Annotated in this window: 24 protein-coding genes; 21 read left to right on the top strand and 3 right to left on the bottom strand. The window is 73.1% G+C overall.

From position 1 onward, the window contains the following. The 10 genes from ACZ518_RS36070 to ACZ518_RS36025 all read left to right on the top strand — a co-directional run. Nucleotides 1–1,182 (top strand): ketosynthase chain-length factor (locus ACZ518_RS36070; protein ID WP_469117266.1); only part of this gene is annotated, 1,182 nt, incomplete at its 5' end. 112 nt (nucleotides 1,183–1,294) lie between these two features. Further along, nucleotides 1,295–1,564, top strand: a complete 270-nt coding sequence (locus ACZ518_RS36065; protein ID WP_469117265.1) for an acyl carrier protein — start codon at nucleotides 1,295–1,297, stop codon at nucleotides 1,562–1,564. 192 nt (nucleotides 1,565–1,756) lie between these two features. Beyond that, nucleotides 1,757–2,701 (top strand): aromatase/cyclase, encoded by a 945-nt coding sequence (locus ACZ518_RS36060; protein ID WP_469117264.1) that lies wholly within the window; start codon nucleotides 1,757–1,759, stop codon nucleotides 2,699–2,701. A gap of 57 nt (nucleotides 2,702–2,758) precedes the next feature. Then, nucleotides 2,759–3,355 carry an NADPH-dependent FMN reductase gene (locus ACZ518_RS36055; RefSeq protein ID WP_469117263.1) on the top strand — a complete coding sequence of 199 codons (597 nt, stop codon included), beginning with the start codon at nucleotides 2,759–2,761 and terminating at the stop codon, nucleotides 3,353–3,355. 74 nt (nucleotides 3,356–3,429) lie between these two features. Beyond that, nucleotides 3,430–4,992 (top strand): acyl-CoA carboxylase subunit beta, encoded by a 1,563-nt coding sequence (locus ACZ518_RS36050; protein WP_469117262.1) that lies wholly within the window; start codon nucleotides 3,430–3,432, stop codon nucleotides 4,990–4,992. Nucleotides 4,993–5,077: 85 nt separating this feature from the next. Next, nucleotides 5,078–6,088, top strand: coding sequence for a dTDP-glucose 4,6-dehydratase (rfbB, locus tag ACZ518_RS36045; protein WP_469117261.1), 1,011 nt, complete (start codon nucleotides 5,078–5,080; stop codon nucleotides 6,086–6,088). After that, the gene (gene rfbH / locus ACZ518_RS36040) at nucleotides 6,085–7,389 is read left to right on the top strand and encodes a lipopolysaccharide biosynthesis protein RfbH (RefSeq protein WP_469117260.1); all 1,305 of its coding nucleotides are present in this window, start codon (nucleotides 6,085–6,087) and stop codon (nucleotides 7,387–7,389) included. The genes rfbB and rfbH overlap by 4 nt, the downstream gene beginning before the upstream one ends. Then, the gene (locus ACZ518_RS36035) at nucleotides 7,386–8,711 is read left to right on the top strand and encodes an NDP-hexose 2,3-dehydratase family protein (RefSeq protein ID WP_469117259.1); all 1,326 of its coding nucleotides are present in this window, start codon (nucleotides 7,386–7,388) and stop codon (nucleotides 8,709–8,711) included. Before rfbH ends, ACZ518_RS36035 begins: the two co-directional genes overlap by 4 nt. Then, nucleotides 8,711–9,688, top strand: coding sequence for a Gfo/Idh/MocA family protein (locus ACZ518_RS36030; RefSeq protein ID WP_469117258.1), 978 nt, complete (start codon nucleotides 8,711–8,713; stop codon nucleotides 9,686–9,688). Before ACZ518_RS36035 ends, ACZ518_RS36030 begins: the two co-directional genes overlap by 1 nt. Nucleotides 9,689–9,867: 179 nt before the next feature. Next, on the top strand, nucleotides 9,868–10,647 hold the full coding sequence (locus ACZ518_RS36025; RefSeq protein WP_469117257.1) for an AfsR/SARP family transcriptional regulator: 780 nt from the start codon (nucleotides 9,868–9,870) through the stop codon (nucleotides 10,645–10,647). A 27-nt stretch (nucleotides 10,648–10,674) separates the two neighbouring features. Here the strand turns inward: ACZ518_RS36025 and fabG are convergent, their stop codons facing one another. Next, on the bottom strand, nucleotides 10,675–11,502 hold the full coding sequence (gene fabG, locus ACZ518_RS36020; protein ID WP_469117256.1) for a 3-oxoacyl-ACP reductase FabG: 828 nt from the start codon (nucleotides 11,500–11,502) through the stop codon (nucleotides 10,675–10,677). Nucleotides 11,503–11,676: 174 nt separating this feature from the next. Between fabG and ACZ518_RS36015 the strand changes: the two genes are divergently transcribed. The 9 genes from ACZ518_RS36015 to ACZ518_RS35975 all read left to right on the top strand — a co-directional run bounded on the left by ACZ518_RS36015 (nucleotide 11,677) and on the right by ACZ518_RS35975 (nucleotide 22,541). Beyond that, nucleotides 11,677–12,870, top strand: coding sequence for a DegT/DnrJ/EryC1/StrS family aminotransferase (locus tag ACZ518_RS36015; protein WP_469117255.1), 1,194 nt, complete (start codon nucleotides 11,677–11,679; stop codon nucleotides 12,868–12,870). Further along, complete coding sequence (locus ACZ518_RS36010; protein WP_469117254.1) at nucleotides 12,867–14,138, top strand: beta-ketoacyl-[acyl-carrier-protein] synthase family protein; 1,272 nt, start codon at nucleotides 12,867–12,869, stop codon at nucleotides 14,136–14,138. The genes ACZ518_RS36015 and ACZ518_RS36010 overlap by 4 nt, the downstream gene beginning before the upstream one ends. Continuing rightward, a complete protein-coding gene (locus ACZ518_RS36005) occupies nucleotides 14,135–15,403 on the top strand; it encodes a ketosynthase chain-length factor (protein WP_469117253.1) in 1,269 nt (422 codons plus the stop codon). The genes ACZ518_RS36010 and ACZ518_RS36005 overlap by 4 nt, the downstream gene beginning before the upstream one ends. A 178-nt stretch (nucleotides 15,404–15,581) precedes the next feature. Beyond that, nucleotides 15,582–17,192 (top strand): class I adenylate-forming enzyme family protein, encoded by a 1,611-nt coding sequence (locus ACZ518_RS36000; RefSeq protein ID WP_469117252.1) that lies wholly within the window; start codon nucleotides 15,582–15,584, stop codon nucleotides 17,190–17,192. 121 nt (nucleotides 17,193–17,313) lie between these two features. Then, complete coding sequence (locus ACZ518_RS35995; RefSeq protein ID WP_469117251.1) at nucleotides 17,314–18,282, top strand: aromatase/cyclase; 969 nt, start codon at nucleotides 17,314–17,316, stop codon at nucleotides 18,280–18,282. Beyond that, nucleotides 18,279–20,078: a condensation domain-containing protein gene (locus ACZ518_RS35990; RefSeq protein WP_469117250.1), complete on the top strand. Its 1,800-nt coding sequence runs from the start codon at nucleotides 18,279–18,281 to the stop codon at nucleotides 20,076–20,078. Before ACZ518_RS35995 ends, ACZ518_RS35990 begins: the two co-directional genes overlap by 4 nt. Nucleotides 20,079–20,379: 301 nt before the next feature. Further along, entirely contained in the window at nucleotides 20,380–21,957 is a 1,578-nt protein-coding gene (locus ACZ518_RS35985; protein WP_469117249.1) for a class I adenylate-forming enzyme family protein, read from the top strand. Between the two features lie 81 nt (nucleotides 21,958–22,038). Then, nucleotides 22,039–22,227, top strand: coding sequence for a response regulator transcription factor (locus tag ACZ518_RS35980; RefSeq protein WP_469117248.1), 189 nt, complete (start codon nucleotides 22,039–22,041; stop codon nucleotides 22,225–22,227). A 122-nt stretch (nucleotides 22,228–22,349) separates the two neighbouring features. Continuing rightward, nucleotides 22,350–22,541, top strand: a complete 192-nt coding sequence (locus ACZ518_RS35975; protein WP_469117247.1) for a DUF5302 domain-containing protein — start codon at nucleotides 22,350–22,352, stop codon at nucleotides 22,539–22,541. A gap of 99 nt (nucleotides 22,542–22,640) precedes the next feature. On the opposite strand, the gene ACZ518_RS35970 is transcribed toward ACZ518_RS35975, so the two are convergent. Continuing rightward, nucleotides 22,641–23,732: a serine hydrolase domain-containing protein gene (locus tag ACZ518_RS35970; protein ID WP_469117246.1), complete on the bottom strand. Its 1,092-nt coding sequence runs from the start codon at nucleotides 23,730–23,732 to the stop codon at nucleotides 22,641–22,643. A 64-nt stretch (nucleotides 23,733–23,796) separates the two neighbouring features. After that, nucleotides 23,797–24,780, bottom strand: a complete 984-nt coding sequence (locus ACZ518_RS35965; RefSeq protein ID WP_469117245.1) for a hypothetical protein — start codon at nucleotides 24,778–24,780, stop codon at nucleotides 23,797–23,799. Nucleotides 24,781–24,999: 219 nt separating this feature from the next. Between ACZ518_RS35965 and ACZ518_RS35960 the strand changes: the two genes are divergently transcribed. Further along, nucleotides 25,000–25,713, top strand: a complete 714-nt coding sequence (locus tag ACZ518_RS35960; RefSeq protein ID WP_469117244.1) for a GbsR/MarR family transcriptional regulator — start codon at nucleotides 25,000–25,002, stop codon at nucleotides 25,711–25,713. Nucleotides 25,714–25,905: 192 nt separating this feature from the next. After that, nucleotides 25,906–26,571, top strand: coding sequence for a DUF4097 family beta strand repeat-containing protein (locus ACZ518_RS35955; protein WP_469117243.1), 666 nt, complete (start codon nucleotides 25,906–25,908; stop codon nucleotides 26,569–26,571). Nucleotides 26,572–26,580: the final 9 nt, after the last annotated feature.

Below are 26,580 nucleotides of genomic sequence, written 5' to 3'. Positions count from 1 at the left end.
GCCGCGCCGAGCGGGCTGGGGGTGGAGGACTTCTGGTCGGCGACGCGGATCGGGAAGAACGCGATCGGGCCTGTGACCCGGTTCGATGCTTCGTCCTTCCCGGCGCGTCTGGCGGGGGAGATCCATGGTTTTTCGGCGGGGGATCATCTGCCGGGGCGGCTGGTGCCGCAGACGGACCGGGTGACCCAGCTGGCGCTGGTGGCCACCGACTGCGCGTTCGCTGATGCGGGGATCGCGCCGGGCGACATCCATCCCTGTGACATGGGTGTGGTGACGGCGGCGGGGTCGGGGGGTTTTGAGTTCGGTGAGCGGGAGCTGGGCAAGCTGTGGGGTCAGGGTGCCCGGCATGTGAGTGCGTATCAGTCGTTCGCCTGGTTCTACGCGGTCAACAGTGGTCAGATCTCGGTCCGTAATGATCTGCGGGGTCCGGCCGGGGTTCTGGTAGGTGACCAGGCGGGCGGGCTGGATGCTCTGGCGCATGCGCGGCGCCGGCTGCGCAGGGGGAGCCGGCTGATCGCCACGGGCGGTTTCGACGCTTCGGTCTGCTCGTTCGGGTGGGCCGCGCATCTGGCCGGCGGCTCCCTGTCCCTCAGTGATGAGCCCGAGCGTGCCTATCTGCCCTTCGATGGGGCGGCGTCCGGTTATGTGCCGGGTGAGGGTGGGGCGATCGTCGTCCTGGAGGACGAGGACAGTGTCCGGGACCGGGCCGGGCGCAATGTGTATGGCGAGTTCGCGGGGTATGCGGCGACGTTCGATCCGCGGCCCGGCAGTGGGCGTGAGCCGGGGTTGCGGCGGGCGGTGGAGGGTGCGCTGGCGGATGCGGGCTGTCATCCGGCCGAGGTGGACGTGGTGTTCGCCGATGGTGCGGGTGTGGGGCGTCTGGACCGTGAGGAGGCCGCAGCGATCAGTGCGGTGTTCGGTGCGCGTGGGGTGCCGGTGACGGTGCCCAAGACGATGACCGGACGGCTCGGCGCGGGCGGTGCGCCGGTCGATGTGGTCTGCGCGGTCCTGGCGATGCGCGAGGGACTGATCCCGCCGACCACCAACGTCGAACTGTCCCCCGTCTATGACATCGATCTGGTGACCGGGCGTTCCCGGACCGCTTCCGTGCGCACCGCGCTCGTCCTGGCCCGCGGCCACGGCGGCTTCAACTCCGCCGCCCTCCTACGCGCCGTCGACTGACGGCCCCAAGCCGGAGCCCGCCGCCGTCACCTTCCCCCGACGGCGGCGTGCGTTCCTTCTGCCTCGCGGCCGAAATCCCCCGGCCGCGGAACATCGATGAAAGGGATCCATCTTGTCCAAGCAGGAATTCACCTTCGACGACCTCAAGCGCATCCTCCTGGAGGGTGCGGGCGCGGATGAGGGCGTCGACCTCGACGGCGACGTCCTCGACCTCGACTTCGAGTCCCTGGGCTACGAGTCGCTGGCGCTCCTGGAGACCGGTGGCCGTATCGAGCGCGAGTTCGGCATCACGCTCGACGACGACATCTTCAGCGACAACAGCACCCCCCGCTCCCTCGTCGAAGCCGTCAACCAGCACCTCAAGGTCTCCGTCGACGCCTGAGACGTCCCCCCGGCGTAGCTCCTGCCCGCGCCCGCGGCCCCTCCGCACAGGGGTGTCCGCCGGCCGGGCAGGAGTTTCGCCGGGGGCCCGGAGCAGCACCGTGGCCGCCGCCCAGGCGCGGCGGCCGTCCTCGCCGATCGCACCGCGATCCGCCGACGACCGAACCGTCCCCACTCCCGAGGAGTCATGAGCATGTCGCAGCCTGGTCTGCGCGAGGTCGAGCACGAGATCACGATCTCTGCCCCGGCCGCCGCCGTCTACCGCTTGATCGCCGAGGTCACGAACTGGCCGCGGATCTTCCCGCCGACCATCTACGTCGACCACACCCCGGCAGGGGACAACGAGGAGCGCATCCGCATCTGGGCGACGGCCAACGGAGAGGCCAAGAACTGGACTTCCCGCCGCACCCTGGACCCCGAAGGGCTGCGGATCACCTTCCGCCAGGAGATACCGGCACCGCCGATCGCCGCCATGGGCGGAACCTGGATCATCGAGCCCCTCGGCGAGGGCGAGTCGCGCGTGCGCCTGCTGCACGACTACCGGGCCGTGGACGACGACGCCGACAGCCTGGCGTGGATCGACGAGGCCGTGGACCGCAACTCGAAGTCCGAGCTGGCCGCGCTGAAGACGAACGTCGAGCTGGCGCACGCGGCGGAGGACCTGACGTTCTCCTTCGAGGACACCGTGCAGATCAACGGGTCCGCGAAGGACGTCTACGACTTCATCAACGAGGCCGACCGCTGGGAGGAGCGCCTGCCGCACGTGGCGACGGTCCGGCTGGTGGAGGACACGCCGGGGCTGCAGGAGCTGGAGATGGACAGCCGGGCCAAGGACGGCTCGCTGTACACCACCAAGTCCTACCGGGTCACCTTCCCCCACCAGAAGATCGCCTACAAGCAGACCACCCTGCCCGGGCTGATGACCCTGCACACCGGCTACTGGACCTTCACCGAGAACGGCGACGGTGTGGCCGCGTCCTCGCAGCACACCATCACCATCAACACCGCCAACATCGCCAAGATCCTCGGCGAGCAGGCCACCGTCGAAGACGCCAAGCAGTACGTGCGCACCGCGGTGAGCAACAACAGCCGCGCCACCCTCGGCCACGCCAAGACCTACGCCGAGAGCAGGGCCTGACCGCCGGCCACGCGGCCGACGCCCTCCACCGCCGAACCGTCCATGGAAGGACAGAACATGTCGAACACCCAGCCGGGTGAAGCCCTGCGGCTGGCCGTCATCATCAGCAGCGTCCGCGAGGGCCGCTTCGGGCCCGTACCCGGTGAGTGGATCGCCGCGGAGGCCCGGCAGCGGGAGGACCTCGTCGTCGACGTGATCGACCTGGCGGATCACGACCTGCCGGCCGCCCTGTCGAACGAGCCCTCCCCGGAGACCGCCGAGGCGCTCGCCGCGATCTCGCCGCGCCTCGATCAGGCCGACGCGTTCGTGGTCGTGACGCCGGAGTACAACCACAGCTTCCCGGCCTCCCTCAAGCACCTCATCGACTGGCACTACACCCAGTGGCGCGCCAAGCCGGTCGGCTTCGTCTCCTACGGAGGCCTGGCGGGCGGCCTGCGCGCGGTGGAGCAGCTGCGTCCGGTCTTCGCCGAGCTGCACGCCGTCACCGTCCGCGACGTCGTCAGCTTCCACTCGGCGTGGCAGCAGTTCGGGGAGGACGGCCGGCCCAAGGACGAGCAGGGGCCGGTGAACGCGGCCAAGGTGCTCCTCGACCAGCTCGCCTGGTGGGCCACGACCCTGCGCGAGGGCCGGGCCAAGAACCCCTACCAGGCCTGACACCGGCGCCGGCCGTCGACGGGCTCACCGCCGCCACGGCCCGGCCCACGACCCACAGAAGAGGTGGAACACCCATGTCCAGAGCGGAGGACACGATCCGGTCCCGCACCGAAGAGCTCCATGGGATCAAGGAGTCCGCGCGCAGCGGCGACTACAGCGCGACCGAGCGCCAGCACGCCAAGGGCAAGCTGACCGCGCACGAGCGGATCGGGCTGCTGCTGGACAAGGGATCCTTCACGGAGGTCGAGCAGCTGCGCCGGCACCGGGCGACGGGCTTCGGGCTGGAGGCGAAGAATCCCCACACGGACGGTGTGGTCACCGGGTGGGGGACGGTCGACGGCCGGACCGTCTTCGTCTACGCGCACGACTTCCGGATCTTCGGCGGGGCGCTGGGCGAGGCCCACGCCGCCAAGATCCACAAGATCATGGACATGGCCATCGCGGCCGGCGCCCCGCTGGTCTCCCTCAACGACGGTGCGGGCGCACGCATCCAGGAGGGCGTCTCGGCGCTGGCGGGCTACGGGGGCATCTTCCAGCGCAACACCAGGGCCTCGGGCGTCATCCCGCAGATCTCCGTCATGCTCGGCCCCTGCGCGGGCGGCGCCGCGTACTCCCCGGCGCTGACGGACTTCGTGTTCATGGTCCGCGAGACCTCGCAGATGTTCATCACCGGCCCGGACGTCGTCAAGGCGGTCACCGGCGAGGAGATCAGCCAGAACGGCCTCGGCGGAGCCGACGTCCACTCGGCCGTCTCGGGCGTCGCGCACTTCGCGTACGACGACGAGGAGAGCTGCATCGCCGAAGTCCGCTACCTGCTGGGGCTGCTCCCGTCCAACAACCGGGAGCTGGCCCCCGTCGAACGCTCCGGCGACCCCGCCGACCGCCGCTGCGAGGCACTGCTGGACCTGGTCCCGGTGCAGCCCGGGCAGGCGTACGACGTCCGCGGGGTCATCGAGGAGGTCGTCGACGACGGCGAGTACTTCGAGGTGCACCCGGCCTGGGCGGCCAACCTGGTCTGCGCGCTGGCCCGCCTCGACGGGCACGTGGTGGGCATCGTCGCCAACAACCCGATGGCCAGCGCCGGGGTGCTCGACATCGAGGCCTCCGAGAAGGGCGCGCGGTTCGTCCAGTTCTGCGACGCCTTCAACATCCCGCTGGTCACCCTGGTCGACGTGCCCGGCTTCCTGCCGGGCGTGGACCAGGAGCACAACGGCATCATCCGGCGCGGCGCCAAGCTGCTGTACGCGTACTGCAACGCGACGGTGCCGCGGATCTCCCTGGTGCTGCGCAAGGCCTACGGCGGCGCGTACATCGTCATGGACTCGCGTTCCATCGGGGCGGACCTGGCACTGGCCTGGCCCACCAACGAGATCGCGGTGATGGGCGCCGAGGGCGCCGCCAACGTGGTGTTCCGGCGCGAGATCGCCGCCGCCGCCGACCCCGGGGCCGTCCGCGCGCAGCGCATCGCCGAGTACAAGGACCAGCTGATGCACCCGTACTACGCGGCCGAGCGCGGCCTCGTCGACGACGTCATCGACCCCCGCGAGACCCGGGCGGTGCTCGTCCGGTCCCTGGAGATGCTGCGCGCCAAACACGCCGACCTGCCCGCCCGCAAGCACGGGAACCCGCCGCAGTGAGCCCCGGCCTCCCCACCCCCTTCCTTCCAAGGAGAAACGACATGACAGACCTCGTCCTCGGACGGACACGCTTCGAGGAGGCGGTATGAGGCTGCTGGTCACCGGCGGTGCCGGCTTCATCGGCTCGCACTTCGTCCGGACCCTGCTCGACGGCGGGTACCCCGGCCACGAGGAGACGCGGGTCACGGTCCTGGACAAGCTCACCTACGCGGGCAACCGCGACAACCTGCCGGCGGTCCACCCCCGGCTGGACTTCGTCCGGGGCGACATCTGCGACGAGGTGCTGCTGCTCGCTCTGCTGCCCGGCCACGACGCGGTGGTGCACTTCGCGGCCGAGTCGCACGTCGACCGGTCCGTGTACTCCGCGGCCGAGTTCGTCCGCACCAACGTCGGCGGCACCCAGACCCTGCTGGACGCCTGCCTGGTCACCGGGGTCCGGCGCGTGGTCCACGTCTCCACCGACGAGGTCTACGGCTCCATAGCCGAGGGCGCCTGGACCGAGGAGTGGCCGCTCCAGCCCAACTCCCCGTACGCCGCGTCCAAGGCGTCCTCCGACCTCATCGCGCGCTCCTACTGGCGCACGCACGGACTCGACGTCTCCATCACCCGCTGCTCGAACAACTACGGGCCGTACCAGCACCCCGAGAAGCTGATCCCGCTCTTCGTCACCAACCTGCTGGAGGGCGAACAGGTCCCCCTGTACGGCGACGGGCGCAACGTCCGCGAGTGGCTGCACGTCGACGACCACTGCCGGGCGATCGCCCTGGTCCTGGACCGGGGCCGGGCCGGCGAGGTCTACAACATCGGCGGCGGCAACGAGCAGACCAACCTGCACATCACCGAGCGGCTGCTCGCCCTGTGCGGCGCCGACGGCTCCGCGGTGCGCCGGGTCGCCGACCGCAAGGGCCACGACCTGCGCTACGCCCTCGACGAGACCAAGATCCGCGAGGAGCTCGGGTACGCGCCGCGCGTCCCCTTCGAGCAGGGCCTCGCCGACACCGTCGCCTGGTACCGCGACAACCCCGGCTGGTGGAAGGCCGTCAAGCACCGAACCGACAACCTCGGCCCCGAGGGCCGTGAAGGGACCCCGGCATGAACGTCCACAAGGGACTCGTCCTCGACGAGACCGTCAAGTTCCATCAGGACGCACAGGACGACCGGCCCTTCGTCCCCGGCACCACCGAGATCTGGCCCGCCGGAGCCGTCCTCGACGAGCACGACCGCACCGCGCTCGTGGAAGCCGCCCTGGAGATGCGGATAGCCGCGGGCCCCAGCTCGCGCCGCTTCGAGTCGCGGTTCGCCCGCAAGCTGAAGCGGCGCAAGGCGCACCTGGTCAACTCCGGCTCCTCGGCGAACCTGCTGGCCATGACGGCCTTCACCTCGCACCTCCTGGAGGACCGCAGGCTGCGGCGCGGCGACGAGGTGATCACGGTGGCCGCGGGCTTCCCGACCACCGTCAACCCGATCATCCAGAACGGGCTCGTCCCCGTCTTCGTCGACGTCGAGCTCGGCACCTACAACACCACCGCCGACCGGGTGGCCGCCGCCATCGGCCCGAAGACCCGCGCGATCATGATCGCGCACGCGCTCGGCAACCCCTTCGAGGTCGCCGAGATCGCCCAGCTCGCCGAGGACCACGGGCTGTTCCTCATCGAGGACAACTGCGACGCGGTCGGCTCCACCTACGACGGACAGCTGACGGGCACCTTCGGCGACATCACCACCGTCAGCTTCTACCCGGCCCACCACCTGACCATGGGCGAGGGCGGCTGCGTGCTGACCTCGAACCTGGCGCTCGCGCGGATCGTGGAATCCCTGCGCGACTGGGGCCGGGACTGCTGGTGCGAGCCGGGCGAGACCAACAAGTGCCTCAAGCGCTTCGACTACCAGATGGGAACCCTCCCCGAGGGCTACGACCACAAGTACATCTTCTCGCACGTCGGCTACAACCTGAAGGCCACCGACATCCAGGCGGCCCTCGGCCTCACCCAGCTCGACAAGCTCGACGACTTCTGCGACGCCCGCCGCCGCAACTGGCGCCGGCTGCGCGACGGCCTCGACGGCGTGCCGCACCTGATCCTGCCCGAGGCCACCCCGCGCAGCGACCCGAGCTGGTTCGGGTTCGCCCTCACCGTGGACCCCGAGGCGCCCTACACCCGGGCCGCCCTGGTGGACTTCCTGGAGGACCGCAAGATCGGTACGCGGCGCCTCTTCGCGGGCAACCTGACCCGCCACCCGGCCTACATCGGCCAGCCGCACCGCGTCGTCGGCGACCTCACCAACAGCGACGTCATCACCGACCAGACCTTCTGGGTCGGCGTCTACCCGGCACTGACCGACGAGATGCTCGACTACGTCATCGCCTCGGTCAAGGAGTTCGTGGGGAGCCACTCGTGACGGCCGCCACACCCGAAGCGGCCGCGGCCGACACCTCGGACGTGCACGGCTGGCTGGAGGAACGCCGCCGCGCACACCGCTTCCAGGTGGACCGGATCCCCTTCGCGGAGCTCGACGGCTGGTCCTTCGACCCGGTCACCGGCAACCTCGGCCACCGCAGCGGGAAGTTCTTCACCGTCGAGGGCCTGCGCGTGACCAGCACCACCGACGGCGTCGAGAGGCAGTGGCACCAGCCGATCATCCGCCAGCCCGAGGTCGGCATCCTCGGCATCCTGGTCAAGGAGTTCGACGGCGTCCCGCACTTCCTGATGCAGGCCAAGATGGAGCCCGGCAACCGGAACCTGCTCCAGCTGTCGCCGACCGTACAGGCCACCCGCAGCAACTACACCAAGGCCCACAAGGGCGCCGACGTCCGCTACATCGAGTACTTCACGGAACCCGGCCGCGGCCGGGTGCTCGCCGACGTCCTCCAGTCCGAGCACGGCTCGTGGTTCTACCGCAAGAGCAACCGCAACATGCTCGTCGAGGCCGTCGACGAGGTGCCCGAGCACGACGACTTCCGCTGGCTGACCCTCGGCCAGATCGGCGAGCTGCTGCGCCAGGACAACGTGATCAACATGGACGCGCGCACCGTCCTGGCCTGCGCCCCGTACGCGGACCCCGAGGCGCCCTCCCACCACTCCGACACCGAGCTGCTGTCCTGGTTCACCGGAGAGCGCTCCCGCCACGACGTCAGCGCCGAACGCGTGCCGCTCGCCGGCATCCCGGGCTGGAAGCGCGGCGAGCGGACCATCGAGCACGAGGAGGGCCGCTACTTCGACGTCGTCGCCGTCGGCGTACAGGCGGGCAGCCGCGAGGTGGCCAGCTGGTCACAGCCGCTGTTCGAGCCCAGGGGCACGGGCGTCACCGCCTTCCTGACCCGCAGGATCGCAGGCGTACCGCACCTGCTGGTGCACGCCCGCGTCGAGGGCGGCTTCGCCGACACGGTCGAGCTCGGCCCCACCGTGCAGTACACCCCGTCGAACTACGCGCACCTGCCGGAGCCGGAGCGCCCGCCCTTCCTCGACCTCGTGCTCGGCGCCGATCCCGCCCGGATCCGCTACGAGGCCCTGCACTCCGAGGAGGGCGGCCGGTTCCTGAACGCGGAGAGCCGGTACCTGTTCCTCGACACCGACGAGGACCAGGCCCCGCTCGACGCGCCGCCGGGCTACCTGTGGGCGACCCCGGGACAGCTCAGCGCCCTGCTGCGGCACAACCACTACCTCAACGTGCAGGCGCGCACCCTGCTCTCCTGCCTCACCTCGGGAGCGGTACGGCTCTGATGGACACCGAGACCGGGCCCCTACGCGTCGGCGTGCTCGGCTGCGCCGACATCGCGCGCCGCCGGATGCTGCCCGCCCTGCGGGAGTGCCCCGGCACCGAACTCGTCGCGGTCGCCAGCCGCGACACCGCCAAGGCCCGCGCCACGGCCGGGGAGGCGGGCTGTGACGCCGTCACCGGTTACGGGGCCCTGCTGGCGCGGGACGACGTCGACGCCGTGTACGTGCCGCTGCCGGCCGCCCTGCACGCCGAATGGGTGGAGGCGGCCCTGCGCGCGGGCAAGCACGTCCTCGCGGAGAAGCCGCTCACCACCGACCTCGCCGCCACCCGGCGGCTGTCGGCCCTGGCCGCCGGGGCCGGGCTGGTGCTGCGGGAGAACGTGATGTTCGTCCACCACTCCCAGCACGCCGCCGTCCGCGCGCTCGTCGCCGACGGGGCGATCGGTGAACCGCGGTCGTTCCGGGCGGAGTTCACCATTCCCCGGCTGCCCGACTCCGACATCCGCTACGACCCCGCCCTCGGCGGCGGCGCCCTGTGGGACACCGGCGTCTACCCCGTCCGGGCGGCCCTGCACTTCCTCGGGAACCGGCTGGAGACCGTGGGCGCCGTCCTGGTGCGCGGCGGCCCCGGCCGGGCCGTCGACACGGCCGGCACGGCTCTGCTGCGCACCCCCGAAGGGGTCACCGCACAACTCGCCTTCGGCCTCGACCACGGCTACCGCAGCGCCTACGAGATCACCGGCAGCGAAGGGCGCGTCACCGTCGAGCGGGCCTTCACCCCGCCCGCCGGGCACCCGCCGCGGGTCCGCCTCGAACGCCGCACCGGCACCGAGGAGATCACCCTCCCCCCGGACGACCAGGTGCTCGCCGCCGTCGCCGCCTTCGCCGGAGCGGTCCGTACCGGGGCCGCCCGGGACACGGCCGTCCTGAGCCAGGCGGAGCTGCTGGATTCCGTCCGGCGCGGCGCCGTCGTCGTCTGAGGACGGTCGTTCCCTCCGCCCGTCCCGGCGGGCGGAGGGAATCCGGCCGTCGGTGGCTCAAACCTGACGCAGATTGACCGCGTTCTGACATACCGCCGGTTGACGTGCATATTCGCCGCACAAGAGACTTTTCGTAATTTCAGACGTCCGTCATCCCCGCTGATGAGGAGTCACCTTCCATGCGCTTCAATCTCATCGGCCCCTTCGAGATCGTCACCGACGACGGCAGGACCTACCAGCCCGGAACCCCGAAGGTCTGCCAGACGCTCGCGCTGCTGCTCACCCGGCCCGGGGAGATCGTCACGGCCGAGGCCCTCATCCGGGAGCTGTGGGGGGAGAACCCGCCGCGCAGCGCCGTCACCACGCTCCAGACGTACGTCTACCACGCCCGCCGGATGTTCACGCAGGAGCGGCTGGTTCCCGCCGGCCGCTGCCTGATCGTCACCAGCCCGGCCGGCTACGCGATCCAGGTCGACGACTCCGACGTCGACGTCCGGATCTTCGAACGGCTGGTCACCCGGGCCCGCCACGAACTCGCCGAGGAGGAGCCGGCCAGGGCCCTGCGCACCGTCCGCCAGGCGCTCGACCTCTGGCGCGGGCCGGCCCTGTCGAACTTCCCCGCCGGCGACGTCCTCGCCGGACACGTCGTGCACCTGGAGGAGCTGCGCGTCAGGGCCTTCGAGACCCGCATCGAAGCGCAGGAGCGCCTCGGCCGGCACCGCGAGTCCATCCCCGAGCTGCGCAAGCTCATCAACGACTACCCGCTCCACGAGTGGTTCCACAGCCGGCTCATCTCCGCGCTCGGAGCCGCCGGCCGCCGCGCGGAAGCCCTCCAGGCCTACCAGAAGGTGCGCGGACTGCTCGCCGACGAACTGGGCCTGGAGCCCTCCGCCGAGCTCAAGCAGCTCCGGGCGGGCCTGCTCGGCCCCGCCTTCCGCAGGGCGCCGGCGCCGGCCTGAGGGGTGGCCGGCGCCGGGCGCGGGGGCTCAGAAGTTGCCGAGGCCGCCGCAGACGTTGAGGGCCTGCGAGGTGATCGAGGCGGCCGTGTCTGAGGCCAGGTAGCCCACGAGCCCGGCGACCTCCTGCGGCGTGGAGTAGCGGCCGAGGGGGATCTTGGCCTGGAACTTCTCCAGGACGGCCTCCTCGGTGGTGTCGTAGGCGGCGGCGTAGCCCTGGCGCACGCGCTCGGCCATCGGGGTCTCCACGTAGCCGGGGCAGACGGCGTTGACCGTGATCCCGGTCGGCGCCAGCTCGTTGCCCAGCGCCTTGGTGAAGCCCACCACTCCGTGCTTGGACGCCGTGTACGGGGCCCCCAGGACCACGCCCTGCTTCCCGGCGGTGGAGGCGATGTTGATGATCCGGCCGCGGTTCTTGGCGCGCAGGCCGCCCGCGTTCAGGGCCTCGCGGGTGACGCGGAAGACACTGTTGAGGTTGGTCTCGATGACGTCGTTCCACAGCTCGTCGGCGATGTCGGCGGTGACCCCGCCGCCCGAGCGGCCGGCGTTGTTGACCACCACGTCGATGGTGCCGAACCGCTCCACGGCCGCCTCGATCCAGGCCCGTACGCCCTCCCCGCTGCGGACGTCGAGGCTCGTGCCGTCGACTTCGAGGCCCTCGGCGGTCAGCTCCTCCACGGTCCGGGCGACGTTGTCCGCGTCCCGGGCGCCGATGAACACCCGGTGGCCCGAGGAGGCCAGCGTGCGGGCCACTTCCAGGCCGATGCCGCTGGTCGCGCCCGTGACGACGGCGACACGCTTGGTCTGGCCCTGGCCCTGGTCCTGGCCCTGGTCCTGGCCCTGGTCCTGCTCCGGCATGTGAACTCCTCGGCGAATCTCGGATGGCGACGCACGCGGAGCATCCGGCACCCCGGTGGAGGGGAGCTCGAAGCGCCCTGGGCCGTGCCCCGGGGGGAGGGACCACCGGGGCTCCAGAGGCCGTCGAGCGGCTGTTCACAAGCTCGGACGGACACCCGCACGCGAGAGGCGACCATGATCAACCTGTTTCAGCCCCAGGTCGGGGCCGAGGAACTCGACGCGGTCGCCGGGGTGTTCCACGACCGCCGGCTCGGCAGCGGCCGGCGTACCAAGGCCTTCGAGGAGGCCTTCGCCGCACACCTGGGGATCCCCGCCGACCACGTCGTGTTCACCAGCTCCGGCACCACCGCCCTCCACCTGGCCGTCGAGACCCTCGACCTCCGGGAGGGCGACGAGGTCGTCCTGCCCTCCATCGTCCTGCCCGCCACCGCCGAGGCCGTGGCCGGACGCGGCGGCCGCCCGGTCTTCTGCGACGTCGACCGCCGTACGCTCAACCCGTCCCTGGAGGACATCGAGGCCGTCCTCACCGGGCGCACCCGGGCGGTCCTCCTGCTGCACTACGGCGGCCGCACCGGCGACGTCGTCCGCATCGCCGCGCGCTGCCGCGAACTGGGCGTCCTCCTGATCGAGGACGGCGCCTGCTCCGTCGCCTCCAGCGTCGGCGGCGTACCCGCCGGCACCTTCGGCGACCTGGCCGTCTGGAGCTTCGACCCGGGCCGGGTCATCGTCACCGGCGACGGCGGCATGGTGTACGCCAAGGACCCCGAGCGGGCCGCGCGCACCAGGCTCCTCGCCCAGCGCGGCCTGGTCCGGGCCACCAGCTTCGGCCACGCCGCCGTGGACTCCGGGGCCGGCCGGACCCCCCTGCCCGAGTACGGCCGCGGCATCGTCGGCAACGACCTGACCGCCGCCATCGGCCAGGTACAGCTGCGCCGCCTCCCCGAGATGGTGGAGCGGCGCACCCGGATCGCCGAGCGCTACGACCGGGAGCTGGCCGGCACCGAGGGGCTGCTGACACCCCCGCCGCTGCCCGAGGGCCAGGAGACCACCCACTGCCTCTACTGGGTGCAGCTCGACCCCGCCATCAAGGACAAGGTCGTCGGCGACCTGCTCGCCGAGGAGATCGACACCACCTCCCACTACGCCCCCCTGCACCGGTTCCGGCCCCAGGACACCCCCGGGGAGCCCCCGGCGCCCCGGCTGCCCGCCTGTGACTGGGCCGTCGACCGCACCGTACGCCTGCCCCTGCACCCCGGCCTCAGCGACGAGGACGTGGCCGCCGTCATCGGCTCCCTGCGCAGGGCCGTGCGGACACGGCTCGCGGAAGCCGGCTCAGAAGAAGGACTCACCGTGAAGGACACCCCATGAACCGACGCGTCGTCATCACCGGGATCGGCGTGGTCGCACCCGGGGGAGTGGGCACCAACGCGTACTGGGCCCGGCTCACCTCCGGCCGCACCGCGACCCGCGCCATCAGCCTCTTCGACGCCTCGGGCTTCCGCTCCCGGATCGCCGCCGAGGTGGACTTCGACCCGCTCGCCCACGGATTCACCCCCGAGGACGTCGCACGCCTGGACCGGGCCGCGCAGTTCGCGCTGGTCAGCGCGGACGAGGCGGTCCGCGACAGCGGCCTCGACCCGGCCGCCCTGGATCCGACGCGCACGGGTGTCACCCTCGGCAGCGCGGTGGGCTGCACCACCGGCCTGGACGTCGAGTACGACGCGGTCAGCCGGGGCGGCTCCACCTGGGAGGTGGACCACACCCTCGCCGTCCCCCACCTGTTCGACTACTTCGTCCCCAGCTCGCTGGCGGCCGAGGTGGCCTGGCGGGTCGGCGCCCAGGGACCCGTCTCCCTGGTGTCCACCGGCTGCACCTCCGGGCTCGACTCCATCGGCCACGCCGTCGAGCTGATCCGCGAGGGCAGCGCCGACGTGATGGTCACCGGGGCCACCGAGGCCCCCATCTCGCCCATCACCGTGGCCTGCTTCGACGCCATCAAGGCCACCTCGCCGCGCAACGACGACCCCGAGACCGCCTCCCGGCCCTTCGACGCCACCCGCAACGGCTTCGTCCTCGGCGAGGGCTCGGCCGTCCTCGTCCTGGAGGAGCTGGAGAGCGCCCGCCGCCGCGGCGCCCACGTGTACGCGGAGATCGCCGGCTTCGCCAGCCGCGGCAACGCCTACCACATGACCGGTCTGCGCGCCGAGGGCCGCGAGATGGCCGAGGCCATCACCGTCGCCCTCGACGAGGCCCGCCTCGACGCCACCGCCGTCGACTACGTCAACGCCCACGGCTCCGGCACCAAGCAGAACGACCGGCACGAGACGGCCGCCTTCAAGCGCAGCCTCGGACAGCGCGCCTACGAGGTCCCCGTCAGCTCCATCAAGTCGATGATCGGCCACTCCCTCGGCGCCATCGGCTCCCTGGAGGTCGCCGCCAGCGCCCTGGCCATCGAGCACAACACGGTCCCGCCGACCGCGAACCTGCGCACCCCCGACCCGACCTGCGACCTGGACTACATCCCGCTGACCGCCCGCGAGCACCGCACCGACACCGTGCTCACCGTCGGCAGCGGCTTCGGCGGCTTCCAGAGCGCCATGATCCTGACCCGCCCGCGTCTGGGAGATGCCGCATGAGCACCGCCACCGCCACCGCCCCGGCCCCCGCACCCGCCGTGCCCGCCGCCGCCCCCGCCGCACCGGTCGTCACCGGCATCGGCGTCGCCGCCCCGAACGGCCTGGGCACCGAGGCCTGGTGGGCCGCCGTCCTGCGCGGCGAGAACGGCATCCGCCCCCTCACCCGCTTCGACGCCGCGCAGTACCCGGCCAAGCTCGCCGGCGAGGTACCCGGCTTCGACGCCGCCGAGCACCTGCCCAGCCGGCTGCTGCCGCAGACCGACCAGGTCACCCGGCTCGCCCTCACCGCGGCCGACGAGGCCCTCGCCGACGCCGGCGTGGACCCGGAGCGGCTGCCGGACTTCGCGGCCGGAGTGATCACCGCCAACTCCGCCGGCGGCTACGAGTTCGGCCAGCGCGAGCTGGAGGCCCTGTGGAGCAAGGGGGGCCAGTACGTCAGCGCGTACCAGTCCTTCGCCTGGTTCTACGCCGTCAACAGCGGCCAGATCTCCATCAAGAACGGCATGCGCGGCCCCAACAGCGTCATCGTCAGCGAACAGGCCGGCGGCCTCGACGCGGTGGCCCAGGCCCGCCGCCAGATCCGCAAGGGCATCCGGCTGCTCGTCACCGGCGGCATGGACTCCTCGCTCTGCCCCTGGGGCTGGGCCGCCCACCTGGCCACCGGCGAGCTGAGCACCGGAGAGGACCCCGGCCGCGCCTACCGGCCCTTCTCCGCCGACGCCGACGGACACGTGGTCGGCGAGGGCGGCGCCCTGCTCATCCTGGAGGACGCGGACGCCGCACGGGAACGGGGCGCCGAGCCCTACGGCACCGTCGCCGGGTACGCCGCCACCTTCGACCCGCCGCCCGGTTCCGGCGGCGCCCCCCGCCTCGGCGCGGCCGCCGCGCTCGCCCTGCGCGAGGCCGGACTCACCCCCGCCGACGTCGACGTCGTCTTCGCCGACGCGGCCGGACGCCGCGACGCCGACCGGGACGAGGCCCGCGCCATCGCGGACCTCTTCGGGGAGTACGCGGTCCCCGTGACCGCCCCCAAGACCATGACGGGACGGCTCGCCTCCGGCGGCTCCTCCCTCGACCTGGCCGCCGCCCTGCTCTCCCTGCGGGACGGGGTGATCCCGCCGACCGTCAACACCGGCCCGCCCGCCGAGGACTGCCCCATCGACCTGGTGACCGGGGTCCGCCGGCCCGAGCGGCTGCGCACGGCCCTGGTCCTGGCCCGCGGCCGGGGCGGCTTCAACGCGGCCATGGTGGTCCGGGGCCGCTGACCCGCCCCGCCACGGCCCCGGCCACCCGAGCGGCCGCCGCCGGCACGCGTACGCGTACGCCGCCCGGCGGCGGTCGGCGGCGGCCGGCGTGGCCGGTTCCAGTGACCTTCCAAGCGGCCTCAACCGGGAATGAGGACCGTGGTACGCCGGGATCAGCCCCGATCAGGAGGACAGCGCCGTGCCGAACTTCAGATACCCGGAACCGCCCCTCGACGGGCTGCTGCGCAGGGCCGCGCTGCGCGACCCCGCCGCCTGCGCCGTCCGGACCGCCCACGGCATGCGCACCTTCGCCGAACTCGACGCCCGCGCGGACCGCTACGCCGCCTACCTGGAGCACACCCTCGGCAGGCGCGGAGCCCGCGTAGGCATCGCCAACACCCTCGACGAGGAGTTCCCCGCCGCCTACTACGGCACCCTGCGCAGCGGCAACACCGCCGTCCTCCTCAACCCGCTGGTCCGGACCGCCGGACTGCGCCACATGTGCGAGGACGCCCGCGTCGAGATCGCCTTCGTCCCCACCGCCACCGCCGAACTCCTCGTCAAGACCGCCGACCGGCTGCCCCTGCTGCGCGCGGTCGTCGTCACCGACGCGCCCGACGGGATCGTGCCCGCCGACGCCCTCCCGCTCTGCGTCGCCCTGGACTCCGCCCCGCGCCCCGCGTCCCGCCCCACGGAGGCCTTCGACCCGGACACGGAAGCCTGCGTCCAGTTCACCACCGGCACCACGGGCCGCCCCAAGGGGGTGCGGCTGACCCACCGCAACCTCGTCGCCAACGCCGCGCAGACCGCCGCCGCGCACCACCTCGACGCCGGCGCGGTCACCCTGAACAACCTGCCGGTCTACTACCCGATGCACCTCAACTCGGCCGTGTACGCGGGCGCCTGCCAGGTGCTGTGCCCCTGCCCCCGCCCCACCGCCGCCCTCGAACTGGCCGACCGCACCGGAGCCACCCACCTCTACACGCTCCCGGCCCGGCTGCACCAGCTCGCCGCCGACGTCCGCTTCGCCGAAGGACCCCGCGCCGACGGCCTGCCGCACCCCCTCCCCGGCCGCCCCGGCCGGCTCACCGTGGTCCTCTCCGGCGGCAGCGCCCTCGCCCCGGCCGACGCCCGGCTGCTGGCCGAACGGCTCGGCGTACCCGTGCTCCAGGGCTACGGAATGGTCGAACTCTCCCCCCTCACCCACTCCCAGCGGCCCGACGGCCGCACCGGCGCCGGGACCGTCGGCGCACCCGTGCCCGGCACCGAATGCCGCGTCGCGCACCCGGAGACCGGCGTCCCGCTCGGCCCCGGCGAGACCGGCCAGGTGCAGGTGCGCGGACCCCAGCTGATGGCCGGCTACCTCGGCGAGAGCGGACCGCCGGTCGACGCCGAGGGCTGGTTCTCCACCGGCGACGCGGGCCGGATCGGCCCCGACGGCGAGCTGTTCCTCGCCGACCGCCTCGACGACGTCTTCTCGTACGACAGCGAACTCGTCTCGCCCACCGCCGTCGAAGCCGTCCTCGCCGGCGACCCCCGCGTCGAGGACTGCGTCGTCGTCGGCTGGCCCGACCCCGTCCACGGAGCCCTCGCCTGGCTCGGCATCGTCCTCGCCGACCCGGCCGCCCCGAGGCTCCTCGACGTACTCGACTCGATCGTCGAGACGGCCAACGAGCAGCTCGCCCCGCACGAGCAGATCCGCCGCGTGGAGGTCCTGGACGCCGTCCCGCGCACCCCCGCCGGCAAGCCGGAGCGCCGCTCGCTGCGCCGCTGCCTGCGCCTGCGGGCGGCGGCCGAGGCGGCCGTCTGAGGCCGTCCGCCCCTCACGAGGGGCAGTGGACGGCCGGTGCAGCCGGGTTCCAGGACCCTTCGAGTGCCCCTCCGCCGACGCCCGCGATGGTCGGGAGAGAGGTTGAGAGAGGTGTGATCCGATGTCAGGTGAGCGTGTACAGCACACGTCGTATTCGGTGGACGTGGCCGCCCCCGCGGGCGTGGTCTACGCGCTGATCGCGGACACCACCCAGTGGCCGCTGTTCGTCCCGCCCAGCGTCCACGTCGAGCGGCTGGACTTCGACGGGACCCGGGACCGCTTCGGCATGTGGGCCACCGCCAACGGGACGGTCACCTCCTGGGTCTCCCAGCGCTCCCTGGACTCCCGGCGGCGGACCATCGACTTCCACCAGGAGGTCCCGGCACCCCCGGCGACCTCCATGGGCGGCCGCTGGGCCGTCGAGGAACTGGGCCCGGCCCGCTCCAGGCTGACCCTCGCGAACCGGTTCGAGGTCCGCGACGACGACCCGGCCGGCGCGGAGTGGCTCACCCGGGCCACCGACACCAACAGCCGGGCCGAACTGGACCAGCTGAGGGAGACCGCCGAACTCTGGGCGAAGCTCGACGGCCTCCTGCTGACCTTCGAGGACTCGGTACGCGTCCACGGCCCGTCCGAGCTCGTCTACGACTTCCTGTACCGGGCCGGCGACTGGCCCCTCCACCTGCCCGAGATCACCCGGGCCGACGTGGTGGAGGACCGCCAGGGCGTCCAGCTGCTCGGCATGGACACCCGGTGCGCCGACGGCGTCACCGAGACCAGCGAATCGGTCCGCGTCTGTTTCCCGCACGCCGGCCGGATCGTCTTCAAGCAGACCCGCACCCCCCGGCTGCTGGCCGCGCACACCGGCGAATGGGCCGTCAACCCCGACGAGACCGGGGTCACCGCCGTCGCCACCCGCCAGGTCCTGCTGCGCGAGGAGGACATCGAGCCGGTGCTCGGCCCCGGCGCGGACCTCGCCCAGGCACGCGACCACGTACGCCGCACCCTGGGCGGTGCGAGTACCCGCGTCCTGCACCTGGCCCGGAGGCACGCGGAGACGGCCGTACGCACCCTGATCCCGCAGCGGTGAGCGCGGCCCCCGGCGACCGTCCGCCGCCGTCCGCCGCACGGGCCGCCGCCGCCCCCCGGCCGTGGATCCACCCCGCCACCCCGCTCCAGCTCGACGTCCTCCTCGACGGCCTCGCCCACCCCGGCCGGGGCCTGTACACCGAGCAGCTGCACTGGCGCTGGCACGGTCCGTTCGACGCCGAGCGGTTCGCCCGCGCCTGGCAGACCGTCACCGGCCAGGAGGCCGTCCTGCGCACCGGGATAGCCGAGCCGGCCGCGGGGGCCGCGCCCCGGTTCGCCGTACACCCGTACGCGGCCCCGCTGATCACCCACCACGGCTCCGGCGGCACAGCTCCGCGGGCCTGGGAGGCGCTGCTCGCCGCCGAGCGGATGCGCGAGTTCGACCTGACCCGGCCCGGCCCGCTGCGGATCGCCCTGCTCGGCGGGGCGGACGGCGGCACGCGGGTGCTGCTCACCTACCACCGCGCGCTGCTCGACCCGGTGGGCGTCCGCCGGCTGGTGCAGTCCTTCCACCGCGCCTACGCCGCCGAGGGCCCGCCCCGGGGCGGCGAGCGCCGGCCCGACCTGCGCGACCACCTGCGCTGGGTGGCCGCCCGGGACCTCGCCCCGGCCCGCGAGTTCTGGAGCTGGGCCGCCCCGCCCGCCGGGAGCGTGACCCTGCCCGCCCTGGACCGGGGGCCCACCCGCCAGAGCGGGCACGGCCGCACCAGCCAGCGCCTCACCCCGGTGGAGGCCGGCCGGCTGCGCGCCTGGGCCGCGCTGCTGGGCGCGGCCGAGAGCACCGCCCTGCAGGCCGTGTGGGCGCTGCTGCTGTACCGCGCGGGTTCCCGGGGCGCACCGGGCTCGGTGCCGGTGGCGTTCTCGGCGGCCGTCTCCGGGCGGGGCATCCCGCTGGAGGGGGCCGGGCAGCTGCCGGGGCCCCTCGGGAACGCGCTGCCGGTGGCGGTGGACGTGCACCCCGGGGCGACGGTGTCGGTGCTGCTGGCCGAACTGGCCGGCCGGGCCGTCGACCTCGCGGCGTACGAATGGGTCTCGCCGGGGCAGATCAGGGGCTGGGCCCCCGGCACCCCGCGCACGGAGTCGGTGCTGGCGTTCCTCCCGCCGGACGGCGTCGGGCCGCCCGCGGGGCCGCTGCCGGGGCCTGCGGGGCTGTCAGGGCTGTCGGAGCCGTCGGAGCCGTCGGCGATCGAGCCGGTCGGGCCGGTCGAGTCCGTCGGGGCCCTCACCGGGATGCCGTTCGCCGTCTCGGCCCGGCACGACCACGACGGCGGGCTGACGCTGACCGCCGTGCACGACCGGACGCGGATCATCGACGGGGACGCCGCCGAACTGCTCTGGCAGACCGCCCTGCTGCTGCGGCGGCTGCCGCTGGAGGCCGGGCCCGACACCACCGTCGCCGAGGCGCTCGCGCCGCTGCACGGGACTCCGGACCCCCGGGTCGCCCCGGACCCGGTGCCGGCCGCCCGGGTGCTGCGCCCGGCCGCCGCGGCCGGGGCCGGGCCGGTCTGCCTGATCCGGCCGCCCGGCGCCGCCCAGGACTGCTACGACCGCCTCGCGGAACGCCACCGGGGGGCGCGGGCCCTGCTGACCAGCGCCCCGGATCCGGACGCCGTCCTGGCCGCGCTGGTTCCCGCCCTGGCCGCGGGGGAACCCGTCGCGGTCGGCGGGTACCCGGGCGTGCGGACCCTCGCGGACGAGGCCGCCCGGCGGGTGGCCGCGTACGGCTGGAGCCCCCCGCCGGTGGTCGTGGCCGGCTCCGACCGCGCCCTCGCGAAGGCGCTCGCGGGACTCTCCTAGGCCGTCTCTTTCGGATCTTGTCGGGGCCCGCGGCGCCCGGCACCGCACCTGGCCGCGTTGTCGGAGCGCCCGAGTACGTCCAGTACGAGCCTCGGCCCTCCGCCTTGCGGTGCACCGCACCGGACACCGCGACCCGGCACACCTTCCCGGCCACAGCACCAGCGCGGTTCGAGCGGTCCTTGAAGGACCTTCCAGCGCCGGCGCCGACCTTGGTAGGGCCCTGTCACCGGGAGCGCCCAGCGCAGAGGGGAGCAGAGCCGTGCCGGCCCTCGCCCAACCGGAACCGCCGCACCTCCCGCACGTGTCACTCGACGGACTGCTCCGCCGGGCCGCCGAACGCGCCCCCGACGCCCCCGCGCTCCGCGTGGGCGCACGGACGCTGACCTTCGGCGAACTCGACGCCCGGGCCGACCGGATCGCCGCCTTCCTGGAGTGCTCGGTCGGCCGGCGCGGAGCCCGCGTCGGGGTCGCCAACACCCTCGACGCCGACTTCGCCGCCGCCTACTACGGCACCGTCCGCAGCGGCAACACCGTCGTCCTGCTGAACCCCCTCGTCTCGCCCACCCGCCTCGTGAAGGTGCTGGGCGCGGCCGGAGCGGAACTGGCCTTCGTCCCCCGCGCCACCGCCGAACTTCTCGCCGACGCCGACGGCCGGCCGGCCTGCCTGTCGCTCGTCCTGGTCACCGGCGCCGGGGACGACCCGGTCCCCGGCGACACCGTCCCGGTGGACCTCGTCCTGGACGCCGTCGCCGCCGCCACCCGCCACGAGGCGCCCGGCGGGCCCGCCGCCTTCGACCCCGGCGCGGAGGTCTGCGTCCAGTTCACGACCGGCACCACGGGCCGCCCCAAGGGGGTGCGGCTGACCCACAGCAGCCTCGTCGCCAACGCCGCGCAGACCGCCGCCGCGCACCACCTCGACGCCGGCTCCGTCACCCTCAACCACCTGCCGCTCTACCTGCCGATGCACCTCAACTCGGCCGTGTACGCGGGCGCCTGCCAGGTGCTGTGCCCCGACCCGGACCCGCTGGCCTCGCTCGCGCTCGCCGAGAGCACCGGAGCCACCCACTACTACGGGCTGCCCGCCCGTCTGCACCGGCTCGCCGCCGACGAGCGGCTGTGCGGCCCCGACGCCCTCCCCGGCGTCCCCGTGGGCCCCCGGCTGCGTGCCGTGCTGTCCGGCGGCAGCGCCCTTTCCCCGGACGCCGCCCGGATCCTGGGCGAGCGGCTCGGCGTACCCGTCCTCCAGGGCTACGGCCTCACCGAACTCTCCCCGCTCACCCACTCGCAGAGCCCGGACCGGCCGGTGCCCGGCTCGGTCGGCACGCCCGTGCCCGGTACCGGGTGCCGCATCGTGCACCCCGGGACCGGGGTTCCGCTGGGGCCGGGCGAGACCGGCGAAGTGCAGGTGCGCGGACCGCAGCTGATGGCCGGCTACCTCGACGAGAGCGGACCGCCCGCCGACGCGGACGGCTGGTTCTCCACCGGGGACGTCGGCCGTCTCGGCCCCGGCGGGGAGCTGTTCCTCGTCGACCGGCTCGGCGACGTGTTCCTGCACGACGGCGAACTCGTCTCGCCCAGCGCGGTCGAGCGGATCCTCGGCTCCGACCCGCGGGTCGCCGAGTGCGCGGTCGTCGGCTGGCCCGACGCCGTGCACGGCTCGGTCACCTGGGCCGGCATCGTGCTCCGCGACCGCGCCACCGCCGGGCCCGCCGTACTGGAGGAGATCGCCGCCCGCGCCAACACGCGCCTGGCGCCCTACGAGCGGATCCGCCGCGTCGAGGCGATCGACGCCGTCCCGCGCACCCCCGTCGGCAAGCCCGTACGCGGTGAGCTGCGCCGCACCGTCCGTACCCGCGCCGCCGCGGAGGCGGCGGCCTGAACCACCCCACGCCGTCCGGCGGGCCGTCCGGCGGGCCGTCCGGCACCAAGGTCTGCGGCGGTCCGACCCGACGTGGTGCTGATGGACATCCGCATGCCGGTCATGGACGGGCCGGCGGCCACCGAGGCGCTGATCGGCGCGGCGCTCTGTCTCGGCGTCTCCACGGTCGAGACCCACGTTTCCGGGATCCTGGCCAGACTCGGCCTCAACAACCGGGTCCAGGTCGTGCTGTTCGTGCACGACGCCGGAAATCCGGAAGACCGTTCCTGACGCCGGACCGTGATGGTTCGTCAATTCTCCGCCGGAATTCCATCGGTGATCGACAACCGGGTCGCCGCGGTCCTGTCCGGATGACACAATAAATCCGCTCCGGAAAAAACAGGAGGTATCCCATGTCCGATACGCCGGAAAACGAAGCCGTCGAAGCCGTCGAGCCCGATGACAAGGCCAGGTTCCGCGAGGCTCTGGAGCGCAAGGCCCGCGCCACCCGCTCCCAGCAGGCACACAACGCGGGCGGGCTGAAGCTCAAGGGCGGCAGCGGCCCCAGCGGCCAGGGCCGGACCTTCCGCCGCAAGGCCGGCTGAACCGTCCCCTGACACCCCGCCCAGGCTGCCGCGATCCGAATCCCCCATCGGATCGCGGCAGCCTTGTCCCGTATTCCCGCCGGGCGGAATTCCGCCCGGTCAGCCGACCGGGCGGAACACCGCGTCGAGCAAGCCGTCGAAGACGCCCAGCCCGCTCCAGTCGCCGTTGACCTGGGCGGTGAGCAGCCGGCCCCCGTCGCGGGAACCCACGGCGTACGTCCACGAGCCGTACGTCGCGCCCGCGTTGCCCCAGACCGTGACCCCGCAGGGCAGGGCCTGCGAGAACACCCCCAGGCCGTAGCGGGTGCCCGGGATCCACGGGACGGGGCCGACGGTCTCGACGGTGGTGAACATCTCCCGCTGCTCGGCGGCGGGCAGCAGGTCCGCGCCGAGCAGTGCCCGGAAGAAGCGCTGGAGGTCGCCGAGGGTGGAGACGATCCCGCCGGCCGCCCAGGCGAAGGACTGGTCCATCACGGTCGCGTCGTGCACCGCGGCCCCGGCGTCGGCGGAGAACAGGGTGGAGTAGTGCAGCGGGTGCGGCCCCTCGATGTGCGCCTCCGCACCCGGGAGCGAGGTGCCGGCCAGCTCCAGGGGGCGGACGACCAGCCGGTCGAGCTCCTGCGCGAACGTCCTGCCCGTGGCCCTCTCGACGATCAGCGCGGCCAGGAAGTAGTTGGTGTTGGAGTAGAGGAAGGCCTCGCCCGGGGCGAAGAGGGGCGGGGTCGCCAGCCCGATCCGGACCAGCTCCTCGGGGGCGTGGGAGTCGTGGCGGTGCCGGAACCAGGCCTCGCCGACGCCCTTCTCGAAGAACTCCGCGTCGTTGCCGTAGTTGAAGATGCCGCTGGTGTGGTCGAGCAGCTGCCGGAGGGTGACCGTACGGCCGTCGTGGCCGTTGCCCGCGACCAGGCCGGGCAGCCACCGCTCGACCGTGTCGTCGAGGCCCAGCCGCCCCTCGGCCGCCAGCAGGAGGACCACGGCGGCGGTGAACGCCTTGCTGGTGCTGCCGATCCGGAACCGCTCGGACGGCCGCCGCCGCTGCCCGGTCGCCGTGTCGGAGAAGCCGGCCGAGCCGAACCACGCAGCGTGGCCGTCACGGACCTCGGCGGCGATTCCGGGAGCACCGAAGCGGGCCACGGCCTGGTCGAGGGCGTCCTGCGGGGTGGTCGTCGCGGGGGAGGGCACGGCGGTCATGTCGGGGTTCCTTCCGGGGAGTCGGGCGGGGAGGGGAGGTGGAGGGGGGACGGGGCGCGGCGCGTCAGGCGGCGAGGGCCGTGGCCGGGACGGCGGCCGCCGCACGCCGCCGGGCGGTGACGGCCACCGACGCGCCGGCCGCCCCGCCGAGCAGCAGGACCACGGCGAGGGCGAGGAGGGTGGCCGCGTCCGGGTGGGCCGGGGACTGGCCGCGCCAGGCCTGCCAGGTCACCACCGCGACCAGCCCGCCGTAGCCGAGGGCGGCACTGCCGACCAGGCGGGCGCGCACCTTCTCGTCGCGCAGCCAGACGTGCTTCGCGGCCAGGGCGGCCAGCACGGCGGCGACCAGCAGGAGCACCTGGATCCCGTGCAGGGCGAAGAAGTGCGGGACCCGGAAGTCGCCGCCGGTCGTGCTCCAGCCGGTCAGCGGCATTCCGTGGCCGTCGGGGTCGCCGATGCCGTGGCCCTGGTACATCGGCACGGAGCGGCCGTTGGCGTCGGTCACCGTACGGGCGTGGATCTCGGTGGTCATCCAGAAGACCGGCACGAGCATCCCGAAGGTGGCCAGCGCCAGCCCGGCGCGGACGGCCCGGTCCAGCGCGGGACCGCCGCCGCGCTGGAGGAGTACGACGACCGCCAGCACCAGTTGCGCGATGACGATCACCATCACGCCGAAGGTGAGTACGGGGACCAGGGCGCGGGTGACCGGGTCGCCCTGGTCGGCGTTGAAGTGGCTGAAGGTGCCGCGCGCCGCCTGGACGGTGACGGCGCAGACCTCCGCCGTCGCGGCCACCGCGAAGACGGTGCCGAACCACTGTCCGACCCGCCTGCCCCTTCGGAGCTTCGTCAGCAGCCACGCCAGCGTGCCGGCGTAGAGGGCGAAGGCGAAGCCGAACTTGAGCGGCTTGACCCACACCGGCTCGTCCAGCAGCGTCCGCCCGTCGGCCGCGAGCCCCACGCCGGAGACGAGGACCAGGCCGAGCATGAGCGCGGCGCAGACCACCAGGGGGCGGTGCCAGGTGCGCAGCGGGGTGAGGAAGGGCGTCATCGCGGGGCTCCTTGTTTCGCAGATGACTGAAAGCTAATTAGCTTTCAGTCATCCGTCAACGAATGAGCCGAGCTGATCTGCAAAGAACCAGGTCAAGACGGTGTAGTTTTGCAATGGGTGTGAAGGCTAATGCAAATCTCGGCCAGCTATTTGCAATGAGCTGCCTTCGAAAGCAATACTGGGGCCCGATATGGCGCGAAGAGACGATGGAGGTGGCCCGTGCCCGGAGGCCGGCTGACGCACGAGGAACGGCGGGAGATCGCCCAGGGGCTGGCGGCGGGCCAGACCTACTCCGAGATCGCCGCCCGGCTGGACCGGCCCGTCTCCACCGTCACCCGGGAGGTGGCCCGCAACGGCGGTGCGGGCGCCTACCGGGCCGACGCGGCACACCGGGCGACCGCCGGGCGCGCCCGGCGGCGCGCGCAGGTTCCGGCCCGGGCCCCGGCCGCCCCGGGCGCGGAGGACGCGCACGGGCGCGACCCCGAGGCCGTACGCCAACTTGAGGAGCAGTTCACCGCGATGATGGTCGGCACCGGCCTGCCGCGGATGACGGCCCGGGTGCTGACCTGCCTGTACGTCACCGACGGCGGGAGCCTGACCGCCACCGAGCTCGCCCGGCGCCTCCAGGTCAGCCCAGCGTCCGTCTCCAAGGCCGTCGGTGAACTCGAACAGCAGGAGCTCATCAGGCGCGAACGCGACCCGGGGCGGCGGCGCGACCGCTACGTCATCGACGCCGACGCCTGGTTCCGCGGCTGGATGGCCAGCGCCCGGCAGAACACCATGCTGGCCGACTTCGCCCGTCGCAGCGCCCGGACCCTCGGAGCGTCCACCCCCGCCGGCACGCGGATGCAGGACATCGGCGACTTCTTCGAGCACGTGGGCCGGGCCATGGTCCAGGCGGCAGAGGAGTGGCGGCGCGGAAGTGCCCCGTAGCGTTCAGTCTTCGTCTGTTGCAACGCGAGGATGATGTTCGTTGCGTTGAATTCAGACCCGGTGCAACGATTGCATTGCTCTGACCTGCAAGGATTGTGGTTCTTCGCAACGGGCATGTTGCTCGGCGTGTGAACGCGACGTAGCGTTCAGGTCATCGGAAACGACGAGCAACGAACCGGAAGAAGAGAAATCATGCAGAAGTTCGCCACCGCCGCCGCGATCGCCGCCGTCCTGGACGTCCCGGCCGGGAACATCCGCTTCATCGCCGCCGACCGGGCCGACACCACGGTCGAGGTCCTGCCGGCGAACGCCTCCAAGAGCCGTGACGTGAAGGCGGCGCGGGAGACCGCCGTGGAGTTCCGTGACGGTGTGCTGCGGATCGCCTCGCCGCGGAAGAACCAGATGTTCGGGGCCTCGGGTTCGGTCGAGGTGACGGTGCAGCTGCCGGCGGGGTCGAGTGTCGAGGCGAGGACGGCCAGTGCCGAGTTCCGGGGTGTGGGCCGGCTGGGTGAGGTGTCGCTGGAGAGCGCGCACGGCACGGTCAAGCTCGACGAGGCCGCCGGGGTGCGGCTGGTGCTGGCCGCCGGTGACATCGCGGTGGGCCGGCTCGGGGGTTCGGCCGACATCCGGACCCAGAAGGGCGACCTGACGATCGCCGAGGCCACCGGCGGCACGGTCACGCTGCGCACCGAGCACGGGAACATCTCCGTCGGCGCGGCCCGGGGCGTCTCGGCCTCCCTCGACGCCGGCACCTCCTACGGCCGCATCAGCAACGCCCTCCAGAACACCGGCGAAGGCACCGTCCTGAACATCCACGCCACCACCTCCTACGGCAACATCACCGCCCTCACCGCCTGAACACGGACC

This window comes from Streptomyces sp. NPDC033966 (assembly GCF_055575955.1).
The sequence above is the reverse complement of the archived record's forward strand: the minus strand, read 5'-3'. Positions and strand labels throughout refer to the sequence as shown.